The sequence below is a fragment of the Paenibacillus sp. FSL R5-0928 genome, assembly GCF_037970385.1.
Taxonomy (GTDB): Bacteria; Bacillota; Bacilli; order Paenibacillales; family Paenibacillaceae; genus Paenibacillus_AQ; species Paenibacillus_AQ odorifer.
In genome coordinates this window covers 4559209-4572263 of record NZ_CP150225.1, presented here as the reverse complement: position 1 = coordinate 4572263, position 13055 = coordinate 4559209, and the positions used below count along the sequence as shown (strand labels likewise).

General features: G+C 41.5%; 15 protein-coding genes. 13 read left to right on the top strand and 2 right to left on the bottom strand.

Going from position 1 to position 13055, the window contains the following annotated elements; genetic code table 11:
- The first annotated feature begins 36 nt into the window (after positions 1-36).
- The 3 genes from MKZ16_RS20630 to nagA all read left to right on the top strand — a co-directional run bounded on the left by MKZ16_RS20630 (position 37) and on the right by nagA (position 2649).
- Positions 37-516: a DinB family protein gene (locus tag MKZ16_RS20630; protein ID WP_036688853.1), complete on the top strand. Its 480-nt coding sequence runs from the start codon at positions 37-39 to the stop codon at positions 514-516.
- Positions 517-691: 175 nt separating this feature from the next.
- Positions 692-1477, top strand: coding sequence for a DeoR/GlpR family DNA-binding transcription regulator (locus MKZ16_RS20625; RefSeq protein ID WP_038572168.1), 786 nt, complete (start codon positions 692-694; stop codon positions 1475-1477).
- A gap of 23 nt (positions 1478-1500) precedes the next feature.
- The gene (gene nagA / locus MKZ16_RS20620) at positions 1501-2649 is read left to right on the top strand and encodes an N-acetylglucosamine-6-phosphate deacetylase (RefSeq protein ID WP_076104968.1); all 1149 of its coding nucleotides are present in this window, start codon (positions 1501-1503) and stop codon (positions 2647-2649) included.
- On the opposite strand, the gene MKZ16_RS20615 is transcribed toward nagA, so the two are convergent.
- Both MKZ16_RS20615 and MKZ16_RS20610 read right to left on the bottom strand, forming a co-directional pair.
- Complete coding sequence (locus MKZ16_RS20615; protein WP_036688847.1) at positions 2638-3408, bottom strand: AraC family transcriptional regulator; 771 nt, start codon at positions 3406-3408, stop codon at positions 2638-2640. The two genes, nagA and MKZ16_RS20615, sit on opposite strands and share 12 nt — an antisense overlap.
- 19 nt (positions 3409-3427) lie before the next feature.
- Positions 3428-4009: a LysE family transporter gene (locus tag MKZ16_RS20610; RefSeq protein ID WP_076104967.1), complete on the bottom strand. Its 582-nt coding sequence runs from the start codon at positions 4007-4009 to the stop codon at positions 3428-3430.
- A 116-nt stretch (positions 4010-4125) separates the two neighbouring features.
- Between MKZ16_RS20610 and MKZ16_RS20605 the strand changes: the two genes are divergently transcribed.
- The 10 genes from MKZ16_RS20605 (at position 4126) to MKZ16_RS20560 (ending at position 13037) form a co-directional block, all read left to right on the top strand.
- Positions 4126-4680: a GNAT family N-acetyltransferase gene (locus tag MKZ16_RS20605; protein ID WP_081386528.1), complete on the top strand. Its 555-nt coding sequence runs from the start codon at positions 4126-4128 to the stop codon at positions 4678-4680.
- Between the two features lie 190 nt (positions 4681-4870).
- The gene (locus tag MKZ16_RS20600) at positions 4871-5350 is read left to right on the top strand and encodes a DUF6530 family protein (protein ID WP_036688841.1); all 480 of its coding nucleotides are present in this window, start codon (positions 4871-4873) and stop codon (positions 5348-5350) included.
- Between the two features lie 42 nt (positions 5351-5392).
- A complete protein-coding gene (locus tag MKZ16_RS20595; protein WP_036688839.1) occupies positions 5393-5752 on the top strand; it encodes a GIY-YIG nuclease family protein in 360 nt (119 codons plus the stop codon).
- Between the two features lie 188 nt (positions 5753-5940).
- Entirely contained in the window at positions 5941-6939 is a 999-nt protein-coding gene (locus MKZ16_RS20590) for a Gfo/Idh/MocA family oxidoreductase (protein WP_076104966.1), read from the top strand.
- Between the two features lie 2 nt (positions 6940-6941).
- Entirely contained in the window at positions 6942-7859 is a 918-nt protein-coding gene (locus tag MKZ16_RS20585) for an AraC family transcriptional regulator (RefSeq protein WP_235219571.1), read from the top strand.
- 17 nt (positions 7860-7876) lie between these two features.
- Complete coding sequence (locus MKZ16_RS20580) at positions 7877-8959, top strand: Gfo/Idh/MocA family oxidoreductase (RefSeq protein ID WP_076104965.1); 1083 nt, start codon at positions 7877-7879, stop codon at positions 8957-8959.
- A 139-nt stretch (positions 8960-9098) separates the two neighbouring features.
- Positions 9099-9803, top strand: coding sequence for a response regulator transcription factor (locus MKZ16_RS20575; protein ID WP_036689130.1), 705 nt, complete (start codon positions 9099-9101; stop codon positions 9801-9803).
- A gap of 3 nt (positions 9804-9806) precedes the next feature.
- Positions 9807-11192, top strand: a complete 1386-nt coding sequence (locus tag MKZ16_RS20570; protein WP_076104964.1) for a HAMP domain-containing sensor histidine kinase — start codon at positions 9807-9809, stop codon at positions 11190-11192.
- Between the two features lie 60 nt (positions 11193-11252).
- Entirely contained in the window at positions 11253-11816 is a 564-nt protein-coding gene (locus tag MKZ16_RS20565; RefSeq protein WP_339814656.1) for a hypothetical protein, read from the top strand.
- 99 nt (positions 11817-11915) lie between these two features.
- Positions 11916-13037 carry an FtsW/RodA/SpoVE family cell cycle protein gene (locus MKZ16_RS20560; protein ID WP_076104962.1) on the top strand — a complete coding sequence of 374 codons (1122 nt, stop codon included), beginning with the start codon at positions 11916-11918 and terminating at the stop codon, positions 13035-13037.
- Positions 13038-13055: the final 18 nt, after the last annotated feature.

Sequence of the window (13055 nt, the reverse complement as noted above, 5' to 3'; positions counted from 1 at the left end):
TGCTTATAATCTATCTGGAAAATGGGGGAAGGAAGAATGTTTCATGCTTATGATGTTCTAGCCAACCAGTTGCTGGCCAATGCAAATGATCCGAGTTGGTATGTGCCCTTTGAAGTGGCGGTTAAAGACTTAAGTGAAGAAGAAGCTTTTTGGAAGGTAACGGAAGAAAGCAATAGTATTGCTGAGATTGTGCAGCATCTGCTTTACTGGAATGAAACTTGGCAAACTAGGTATAAAGAAGCCAGTGTTCATGCGGTTCCTTCAGTGGATAATAATAATACCTTTGTCGTTGCAGAAGAGAAAACGTTCGAAGCGTTGCAAAAACAACTTTTAGAGGTTCTTTTACATTGGCAGGAATTGATTAAGAAAGAACAATTGGAAGCTGATGTTCAAGGATTCCCAGACAGTAAATGGTGGGAAGTACTCGGAAATGTAACAACCCATAATGCTTATCATGTGGGCCAGATTGTTTTTATTCGAAAAATACAAAAAAGCTGGAACCGCAATGTGAAGTGACATTGTGAAGTAAATCCTAAAAAAATAAAATTAAAAAGGCGTTAGCGGATGCACATTCATCTGGCTTTCGTCTTTTTTTACGTATTAATACTTACATATGCTTAATCATATACTCATAAACGCTTGTAAATACTTATTAAATGACTTATGATGACTTTAGGAGGTGGATTACCTTATGTATCAAGAGGAACGATTATTAAAAATACTCGAATATTTGAAACAACACCAAGCAATGAGTGTTCAAGATATCTGTACGCAATTTGAAGTCTCAAGAGATACTGCCCGACGGGATATTGTTAGGTTAGTACAAGAGGGCGTCGTTGTTCGGACGCATGGCGGTCTAGCGTTACCAGAATTACAAAAAGAATTATTATCTTACCAGGATCGTTTGATCGATGAATCCGAGAGTAAGCAGAGAATAGGGAAGATCGGAGCCGCGCTTATCCAAGATCGTGAGACTGTGATTTTAGACGTATCGACCACTGTACAGTTTGTTGCTGAACAAATTAGTGCACAGGATATTACGGTTGTCACGCATTCAATAGATAATGTAGGGATTTTATCCCATCGTGAGGATCTGCAAATTTATGTACTTGGTGGTTACTTGAATGTGAAAAACCGCTTGTTATATGGTTCTTCCATTATCGATAAACTTAGTGAAATTCGTGCGGATAAAGCCTTTATTGGAGCGTCGGCGATCTGTGCTGATGGGCTCTATTATCCTTATGAAGAAGATGCGCGGGTAAAAAGAGAAATGGCTCGAAGATCTGATCAAGTGATTTTAGTAGCCGATCACACCAAATTTAATGCCAAATCCTTTTATCGGCTAGACTTTGACTTCATTGATATTTTAATTACAAATCGAGAGCTTCCAATCGAGATCAGAGAAGTTCTAGATCAGAAGAACATCACAGTTATTGAGTGTCAAGATGAAGCTGAAGAGGTTCGAAATCAAGAGTGATAACGAAATGGAGGAGAACGTTTATGACTTATATTTTGCAAAATGTACAAGTAGTGCTTCAGAATAGTATAGTTTCAGCGGCCAATGTATGGATTTCTGAAGGAAAAGTGATGAGGATAGACTCAGGAGATACCTCTATTCCAGAGGGTGAGTATGAACGGATTGATGGCGGAGGGCATTTGTTAGTGCCCGGAATGATAGATGTGCATATTCATGGTGCTAACGGGTTTGATATGATGGACGGTACTGCAGAGAGTATTCAAGAAGTATCGAAGGCTTGCGCAGCATCTGGTTGCACCTCATTTCTGGCTACCTCTGTGAGTTCTACGATGGAAGATCTTTTAGAGATGATTCGTAGTGTCAAACGTGTAATTGGGCATGAAGTGGGAGCAAAGATCGCAGGCATTCACTTAGAGGGACCTTATCTAAACCCCAAGAGAAAAGGAATGCAAAATGAAAAGTATCTGCGGCATCCTAACTTAGAAGAAATGAAGCTCATTTTCCAAGAAGCTGGATCACTCATTAAAATGGTTACGATTGCTCCTGAGCTGCCGGGAGGCATGGAGCTTCTTTCCTTTTTGAAGGAACGGGGAGTGGTGATAGCAATTGCTCATTCGGATGCCACATATGAGGAAGCCAAACAAGCTTTTGCCGCTGGGGCAAGTCATGTTACGCATTGTTTTAATGGCATGCGGCCGATCCATCATCGAGATCCGGGGATTGTGGTTGCCGCTTTCGAAGAGAAACATGTAAGCCTGCAAGCTATTGTGGATAATGTCCATCTGCATCCTGCAATTATCCGATTGATGCATACCATGAAAGGACCAGAAGGAATGGTCTTGATCACAGATGCGTTACAAGCAATGGGGTTAGGGGATGGGAACTATATATTTGGAGGACATCAGGTTACGGTATCTGGGGGCATAGCGCGATTGGAAGATGGCACGCTGGCCTCCAGTACAGTTACCATGAATGAAGCCTTACGTTATACTGTCGAAACTGGAATTTCGCTGACAGATGCCGTACAAATGGCTTCAACTACACCTGCTAATATTCTTGAACTTCAACAAAAGGGGACGATAACCACTGGCTTAGATGCTGACCTGGTCCTCTTGGATGATGAATTTAAAGTGCTCTGGACAATGGTAGGAGGGCAAATCTTACAGCTGTGACCGATATTCATGTGCCGTTATTCCGAACACGCTCTTAAAATGCCTGTTCAGATGAGTTAGATCCACAAATCCGCAATCTACAACAGCTGCATAGATATCCTTGGTTCTCTCAATGGACTGCTTGGCACGCTCTACCTTGCAATTTAAGAAAAATTGATAGGGCGATATTCCTGTATGTGTCTTAAACTCGCGAATAAACTGATATTTGGACAGACCAAATTCTGTGCAGAGATCGTCCAGCTTCAGCACATGGTCTAAACTGCAGTACATCATTTCCTTTGCTTTTTTGAGAAATTTATTATTCGTTCTACGATCGGTAACTATTTCAGTATTAGATACTAAATGAAGCAGAGTGAATAACAGTTCACTGCACAAAGACTCCTCTTTGCCATTCTGGATGGCATGGTTTAGGGCTAATATGCACTGCGCCAATTTGTCATCGTATAAGATAGGAGTGGCGAAGCGGAGTTCTTTTTTATCTAGTATCTCTCGCATTAGGGTTGGCTTAATATAAAGCATGACATAATCAATGCCACCTTTATCATACGCATTGCCATCATGCGTTTGTTCTGGATTAAACAACATTACGCCATTTTTATGAGAGGATTGCAAACTACCGTCAAGATTATATTGCTGAATGCCACGAAGGGTCACACCGAGTGCATATTCCTCATGGCAATGTTTTTTATAGGTGAAATCAGTAAGGCTGGCGGATAAGGACAGGATCTCTGCTGACTTTTTATAGTTAAATCTCTCCACGTTCTTAACCTCCGCGACTTTATAGGATTCCCGATATCATAATGGCTGAGTATACTAAAAACAGTGCCATCACGGTATTTAGAACTTTTTGATGATTTTTCATAAATGTTCTGAAGATTGTCCCAAAAACAACCCATGTCGTAAATGCAAAAAATCCGATCACAGTTATAATTATAACAAACATAAACAAGGCAAGCGAAGAGGTATAGAATGGCATTACGTAGTTGGGAATGACCGTTAGTGTAAATACTAGCACTTTAGGATTCACAAGCTGCATAAGCACGCCTGAGCGGAAATTGGCATTGGGGTCAGGCTGGTCTTCCATTGAACCCATTTTAAAGATTTTATAAGCAAGGTAGAGCATATATAAACTCCCAATGACTTGCATAATGAACAGGATATTTGGGATGATTTCTACTAGAACACGGTTCAGCAGAGTAGAAATGATAAGTAATAAGCCAAAAGCCAGCGTGGATCCGTATACATACCCCATTGATTTTTTAGCCCCGGAATGTTGCACGGAAGAAAGAATAACAATATTGGTAGGACCGGGTGTAAATGTAGCGACAACGCAATAGATCAGAAAGGACAATATATTCATGATGACCTCCAGTAAAGTAGTTCTATGAATATAAACCTTTCAGTCTGAATGCTGATAGTATATTATTGCAGGATTTTTAAGAATTCCGGCCGGGAATAGAAGAGGTGTACGAATCAATGAATAAGAGTAATCAAATGGCCATAAGCACACTTTCTCCAGATGATTTTGAATCCACATGCTCTGTTTTTGAAATTTCAATCCCAGATGCTTTTGAAAAAGAAGGGCTTGATCATTTACAAGACGATATCCAAAGTGAAATAGATCATAAAAAGCAAATGGTGATGACTTCACTGGATACTACAACTGCGGAGCCTTACTTCCTTCTTGCAAAAATAGAAGAGCAGGTGGTCGGTACGATTTCCTTTGGAGCTTGTGGCGAAGATATTCAAACCTGCACGGATCATCAGTTAGATGAAATAGGGGAATTGGGCAGTCTATACATTATGCCAAGTTATCAGGGTCAAGGTGTGGGTTCAGCCTTAATTAAGGAAATGATGATATTTCTAAAAAAGCAAGGGGTAGAGCGGTTTTGTCTGGACAGCGGTTATAAACGTGCACAAATCAGGTGGCAACGTAAATTTGGGAAACCTTATAAAGTAGTGGAAGACTATTGGGGACCTGATTCCGTCCATATGGTTTGGTTGTGTAATGTGAGTGATCATTTAAGCTAGAGATATATTTTTCATAAAAATAACAGTCCCTTTGCTGCGCGCAGAGGGATTTTTTGTTTTGTTGGATAAAACGGGTGTAATGTCGTTTGACAGATGATCTTTTGCCGGGTAATATGAATCTTAGATTTAGTAAATTAGTAATTTAGTAAATGAGTAAATTAGTAAATCATAAAATGGAGAGTGACTAATCATGAAAATTCCAACAACTCTAAAACATAAACCTGTAATCGTGTCAGAAAATTACGAGCAGGTTGATGGCCGCTACGCCGGGGACACAGATGCAAAAGGTCTGTCCCTAGGATTAGCTCAATGGAATGATAGAGGAAAGGTCGACATCTCAGCAAAGGTATGGAGACATACAGGGGACAAATGGTCGAGACAGTCCGAAGAGCTGCCAATGCACAGAGTGCTTGACCTGGCAATTTTGATTTGCAGAAGTAGTTTGTATTTTCAAGAGGCCTATCGTTTTCCAAAAATGTATGATCCCGAGAGCCCTATGATTGATCGTGTTGGGCTGCAAGGAGATGCAATGAGTGTATCTGTCTGTGCAGACAATCCCATGATTGATAATGATATTAAGCTGTTCGCCCAGGCGCTTAGTGATGATGGTGAAATGATTGGAGAACGACTTTCGGTATTGTCCCGTTTATTAAAAGAAATGGGGTACTGAAATTTAGCAGAATTGTTTGTGGAAGGAGAATCATGAATCATAATGGACAAAAGCAAACGTAAAGAACTTCAGGAGCAATATAAGCAGCTCAAGACTTACATGGGTGCTATTCAAATTACAAACAAAATAAGCGGAAAAATATTCGTTGACAGCTATCCCAACCTGAAGAATAAATGGATGACTATACAGATGCAATTAGATATGGGCAGATTTGCGAATGCAGAGCTGCAAAAGGACTGGAAGGAACTTGGAGCAGAAGCTTTCAGCTATGAGGTATTAGAGCAGAAGGAGTCAGAAGACTTAACTGACGTGCGCTGGGAGCTTAAACTATTGAAAAAGAAGTGGTTTGAGAAATTGCAACCCTTTGATGACAAAGGATATAATAAGCCACTTACCCATTAAGCCAAGTATAAAGAAACCTTTAGCTTTCATAGCAAGGGTTTCTTTTTTTTTGATCGTATTTCACTCCGGATTTTATGTGTCGTAATATTATATATGTTTTGTCGCATTTTCCTACTAAAAAAGCTGTTTATTATGTGTTATTTTTATAGCAGATGTCAGAATAACATATATACGGGAGGCACAAGTAAATGACCATTAGAATTGGTAAGCTCAGCTATTGGCATGTGCATGCATGGGATTATACCAAGCAAGCTCAGGAGCATGAAGATACCGTATTAGCTGCAGTTTGGGACGAAAACGTAGAGCGTGGGAACAAAGCTGCGGAAAGCTTGAATATTCCTTATTTCGAATCACTGGATGATCTGCTTGCGCAAGAGGATATAGATGCCGTTATCGTGGATGCACCAACGAATATGCATAGAGACGTAATCATGGCTGCGGCCAAAGCGGGTAAACATATTTTCACAGAAAAAGTTATTGCCCCAACGTTAAAAGAAGTTAACGCAATCATCGCAGAAGTTAACGAGAACAAAGTGAAGCTAACGGTCTCCTTGCCTCGTTTAAATGACGGCTATACATTAACTATTCAAGAGATTCTAAGTCAGGAACTGCTCGGCAAGATTACTTACGTTAGAGTTCGCTTATCCCATAACGGAGCAACGGAAAGCTGGCTTCCTGATCATTTCTTTAGCTTGGAGCAATGTGGAGGCGGAGCTTTGATTGATCTGGGCTGTCATCCCATGTATTTGGCGAAGCTTTTCTTAGATCAAGATGTGACTGGGGTAAGTGCTAATTTTGGTTATGTAACCGGTAAAGAAGTGGAAGATAATGCCTTAGTGACACTATTTACGGATTCAGGAGCGATTGGTGTGGTGGAGGCTGGTTTCGTGAATAGTCATTCGCCGTTTACTATCGAGGTGCATGGAACTGAAGGAACGCTGCTTTACGGAACACCAGAGAATAAGCTTCTTCTTAGAACGAACAAATCCACAGATAAAGAAGAAGGCTGGAAAGAAGTAGCCCTGCAATGCAATCGTGAAAGCGCCTTCCATCAATGGGTTGATCATATCCAAAATAATACACTTGCCACTCAAAATGTTGAAATGGCAGTTGAGCTTACCAGATTAATGGAGGCGGCGAACCGTTCGGCTAAAGAAGGCTGTGTAATTCCGATTGGGAGGACTTAACGTTGAGCAGCTTTCCCTATGAGATGATGTTTGAGAAGCAGGACATGCTTGAAAGATTGGATATCACGATTTTATGGGGACATTACGAGATTACAGTGTTTAGATTTCATTTGACATCTTTTCCACCGGGCAGAGTAGTCGAGTTCCATAATCATTCTGAATTTGAATTTCATTTCATTCCGCGCGGGAAGGGAGAAGTCATTCTTGGGGATCAAAAATATCCTCTTTCAGAAGGAATGTTCTATCTAACCGGACCAGGTGTTATGCATCGTCAAGAGGCAGATGCTGATGAATCCATGGAAGAGCTATGTCTGCATGTTGACATCAAAAAGAGGATCAGGGATGATGCTGATCTTTGGGAGGTTGCGGAAGCTGAGACCTGTGTGGAGAAGCTGAAGTGTTTACCCTTGGTTCCAGCACAAGACTATCACGGGGCTATGAAGTGTTTTCGAGAAGCGTACGAAGCATGCGATGGGAAGTTGACCGGATATTATACTTCAATTAAGCATCTTGTGATCAGTATTTTACTAAAAGCCGTTAGAGCGTATGATTCAGGCGGGATCCGCACGGAGGCGCCGGTTAGAGATATGCTGACTTACCGGTATCAATACGCAATGCAATATATGGAAGCGAATTATTCAGGAACGGTTACCTTAGAAAATGTTGCGGAAAAGCTAAATATTAGTTCAAGGCAGCTGCAGCGGGTGTTTAAGCAAGTAAATGCAGAACAATCATTCAGTAGGGCGCTTGAGGATATTCGATTGCAAGCGGTCTGCCGCAAGCTTGAAGAAAGCAATTATCCGATAGAACAAATCGCACAGTCGGAAGGGTTTACCAATGCTACCTATTTGCATATTGTCTTCCGCAAGCGGTTAGGTATGACACCGGCAACTTATCGAAACAGCAAACAAATCCATTAGAGGTGAGGGTGAAGGATATGAGTAAGGTTTTTCGTGTAGGGATTATTGGATGTGGTGGTATTGCGAATGGCAAACATCTTCCAAGCTTGAGCAGACAAAGTAAGGTTGAGATCGTGGCTTTCTGTGACATTATTAAAGAACGTGCTGATGAGGCAGCGGAGAAATACGGAAATAATGAAGCTACTGTCTATACGGATTACACTGAACTATTAAAAGATCAATCCATTGATATTATTCATGTGCTTACGCCTAATGATGTCCATGCGGAAATATCAATCGCTGCTCTAGAAGCCGGAAAACATGTGATGTGCGAAAAACCAATGGCTAAGACGGCGGCAGATGCCAAACGAATGGTTGAAGCAGCGAAACGTACAGGCAAGAAGCTGACCATTGGATATGACAACCGGTACAGAGAAGACAGCTTATATTTGAAAAAAGCTTGTGAGTCCGGAGAGCTTGGTCATATTTATTTTGCAAAAGCACATGCCATCAGACGAAGAGCCGTACCGACCTGGGGAGTATTTCTTGATGAAGAGAAACAAGGCGGCGGTCCGCTTATCGATATCGGAACCCATGCGCTGGATCTAACCCTTTGGATGATGGATAACTATAAACCAAAAGTTGTGCTGGGCACTAAATATCATGAACTTTCACAAAAAGAAGAAGCCGCCAACGCATGGGGACCGTGGGACCCTAAAAAGTTCACCGTAGAGGATTCAGCCTTTGGAATGGTCGTAATGGAGAATGGTGCAACAATCATGCTGGAAGCGAGCTGGGCTCTGAATTCACTAGACATACATGAAGCGAAATGCAGCTTAAGTGGGACGGAAGCAGGCGCAGATATGAAGGACGGACTTAGAATTAACGGAGAGAAATTCAGCAAGCTGTACACCAATAAAATTGAGCTTGGGGCAGGCGGTGTTGCCTATTATGAAGGAAAAGCTGAAAGTGCTCCGGATATAGAATTAAGAAAGTGGATTGAAGCGATTGAACAGGATAAAGACCCGGTTGTAACTCCTGAACAGGCTTTTGTCGTTTCGCAAATATTGGAAGCTATTTATGAATCGGCGCAGACCGGCAAGGCTGTGTATCTGGATTAGATTTTTGACAACTATAGCGATTTAGAGTAATATCCACTTGTGATTTAATTATAGGGATCCGAGACAAGACTCTCTCTTTACCGGGAGAGTTTTTTTGTTTTTTTACTTGTTTAGACTCTGGGTAATAGGGGTGGAAATCGTGGATACTGTTGATCGCAATCATGTGCTTATTGTGGAAGATGACGATAATATTAGACGTTTTATATCTATAAATTTAACGAATAATGGGTTTGTGGTTAGTGAAGCTGCTTGTGGAGAAGAAGCATTGCAGAGCTTTGAGGTGAGCCGTCCAGATGTTATGGTTCTGGATATCATGTTGCCTGATTCTAATGGGTTCGAAATATGCCGAAAGCTAAGAGAGAAAGACGCTGGGGTCATCATCATTTTCTTAACCGCACGTGGACAGGATTTGGACAAAATCAATGGCCTTGAAATGGGTGCTGACGATTACATTGTTAAACCTTTTAATCCATTAGAATTGGTAGCACGTATTAAAGCTATTTTGCGCCGTACAGAATCCGCTCTAAAGCCGCAAAGAACTATACTTCAAGCTGGACCGATCCGGCTGGATTTGAACGCGAACAAGATGTTTAAGCAGGATGACAGCATTGAATTAACTCCGAAGGAATTTCAGTTGATGAAAACCTTTCTGGAGCATCCGGATACAGCACTCTCTAGAAATGAATTAATGAATCTTGTCTGGGGAGAGGATTATATTGGAGATCCCAAAACGGTGGATGTTCATGTGCGTAAGTTAAGAGAGAAAATTGAGGTTGATGCTTCTAATCCGCATTGGCTTGAGACGGTATGGGGGCTCGGTTACCGCTTTAGAAAGGATGGTTGAAGAATGGGGATTCAGAAAAGATTAGTAGGAAGCTATTTTATACTCATTTGTCTTACTGTGCTCATTCTTGAAATCATTCTTAATGTATCTGTGCGATATTATTATTTTCATAACATAGAGGAAACCTTGATGAATCAAGCAGAGCTATCGGCTTCTTTTTTTCAGCAATACTTTGGGGACCAGGATCTGGTGGAACAATCGGATAGGTTACTGAAGGGTTTTGCGAGTCATTCTGATGCACAGGTGCAGATTATTAATGTTGAAGGCTGGCTGTTGCAGGACTCAAATGGACTTCAAGGCGATCTAACTATGACTGAGTACATAGATGTACAAGCAGCAATAAAAGGGCAGCCCGGCAGTTGGAAAGGTGCGGACCCTAACACAGAGGAAGCAATTTACGCGGTATCTTATCCCTTGCAGGCTAATGGAAACATAGTGGGGGGAGTCAGATTTATCACGTCCTTAACGGAAACTATACATACAGTTAAACATATTACGGTTTTACTGATCGGGGTGGGGATAATCGTTATTGGCATTGTCACCTTACTTGGATTATTGCTGTCTTGGACCATAACCAGATCAATTAAAGATCTGAAGCAGGCAGCAGACCAGATGACCGAAGGAGATTTCAGCATCAGAGTGCATAAGCGCTATCAAGATGAGCTTGGTTCATTGGCGGATACGTTAAATATGATGGCAAGCCGAATCTCCAAGAGTGAACAGCTTAAGAATGATTTTATCGCTTCCGTATCCCATGAACTGCGAACACCCTTGACCTCGATCAAAGGTTGGGCAATTACCTTAAAGGCGAGTGAGGTGAGTAATCAACCTCTATTTTATGATGGGCTTGATATTATTGAATCCGAAAGTGACAGGTTAACTCATATGGTGGATGAATTGTTGGATTTCTCTAAGTTGGATAACGGAAGAATTGCCGTTCACTTCACATCAGTGGATCTAACAGAACTGCTGCAGCATATCGGCAGACAACTTACCCCTAGAGCGACCCGACAAGGCATCTCACTAGAAGTGAAAATAGAAGAACATCTGCCAGTAATTCAAGCTGACGAGAATCGTTTGAAGCAAGTCATGATTAATCTCATTGATAATTCAATCAAATTTACTGGTTCATCAGATCGGATTTTAATCAGCGCCCAAACGGTTCCAGGGAAAGTCGTGATTTCTGTAGAGGATACAGGCTCAGGTATCGCAGAGACGGATTTAGAGAATGTGCGGCAAAAATTTTACAAAGGGGATCAACAGGCTTCGGGCAGCGGCTTGGGATTATCCATCTCGGAACAGATCATTAAATTGCATCATGGAGAGCTGCGAATAAGCAGCACTTTAGGCAAAGGAACGATTGTCCAATTTGACTTACCGATAGAATAAGAATTCAAATTTAACTATTTCATAACCACTTTCATCTCTTTCACAGATAAAATACTATATATGCGGACAAGCGAGGAGTCGATGATCCAAATGCCGGGCAAATTCATGAAAATTGGTACCCTGTTTACAACTTTATTTTTGCTCGGAGGATGCGGAGTCCCGGCAACACCCGGAGAGCTGATTAAACCTCCATCATCAGAAGCAAGCCTGGAGCGAGACAAAACGAGCCAGGAATTTATTAAGTGGCTTCCAGACAAAGCTCAATTGATAACTCCGATGAAGGGACAAGAGGATAATGCCATCTCTTTTGGCGATATGGATGGAGACGGAATTGACGAAGCTGTGGTTGTGTATGAGTACAGTAAAAACAAAGGATATACTATAAAAGCAATGTTGTTGAGGCAGGAAAATGAAGCTTGGCAGAAGATTTCCGAGGTTGAGGGGTTTGGGTATGGTCTAGATTATGCCGGATTCTTTGATGTTGATGAAGATGGCCATAAGGAGCTCGCGCTGGGCTGGTCATTGGGTGAGGCTGGGAATGGTCTGGATATCTATACGCTAAGTGAAGATAAACTGAAGCTGTTATCGAAGAAAGCGTATCAGGGCAAATTTGATCTGAGGTAATCATTCAATCTAGTCATCCGTAGCGCTTCAATGTGAAAAAAAGAAGTAAAAGTGCTCAGCACAACAAGAAAACTACAGAAATTAAATAGAGGTTGTTTTATGCTCATCTCTACCAAAATTGCAAAGCTGGACAGATCCGTACTTTTTCTCACCACCTGCTTAGTTGGCGTGGGTACTGTTGCTATTTATGAAGCGACTACGGATACGCGGTTAGACGGTCTTTACATAAGTTATTTGTATTTATTTTCTTTATTTTGCCTACCCATGTTATTCATTGCTTTGGTAGATTATAAGATTCTATTAGGCAGGTTAGCGTATCTCTTTTATGGCGTGGGCATAGGTTTACTCGTACTAGTCAAGCTGGTTGGAGAAAACCTCAATGGTGCCGTGCGTTGGTTAAGCATTGGGAGCTTTCAGCTTCAGCCCTCCGAGTTGGCTAAAATATGTACGGTGCTGCTCATTGCTCATCTATTAGGTACACGAGAGGGCCAGCAGCTGCGGTTTTTTCAAGATTTAGTACCGGTTTGTTTCGTTTTTTTAATTCCTTTTATTTTAATAATGGATCAGCCCGATTTGGGTACAGCGCTCGTTTTTGCTGGCATATTACTTAGTATGCTGTGGATTGGTAACATCCGTGCTCTATATATGATTCTGATCCTTGGTGTTGTGATTATTTCGATCGGCACGATACTATGGCTGTATTATGCCAACTTCGACTTGTTATCCAAGATTGTCGAACCCCATCAATTGTCACGAATCCAAGCTTTTTTGGACCCGCAAAGCGATCCTGATAAATCTTGGCATGTAAAAAACGCAATGATAGCCATTGGCTCCGGAGGATTATCGGGCAGTGAAGGTATTTTTTTGCGAAAAGGATATATTCCATATGCGTATTCCGATTCGATCTATGTAGTCATCGGGGGGAAATACGGTTTTATAGGTTCATCCGTGCTGCTGATGCTTTATTTACTGCTCGTGTACCGAATGATCTTTATTGCGCTGGATAGTAGGGACCGTGCGGGTACCTATATTGTCACCGGGTTTATCGCCATGTTCATCTTTCAAGTTTCCGTTAATCTTGGGATGCATATTGGGTTGCTGCCCCTGACGGGGATTTCATTGCCTTTTATTAGTTATGGAGGCAGCTCATTGCTAACTAATATGATTGCGATTGGCATGGTGTTAAGTGTTAAAGTTCATAAGGATGAAAGCACTGATTGAATTAGCTATTGGAACTGA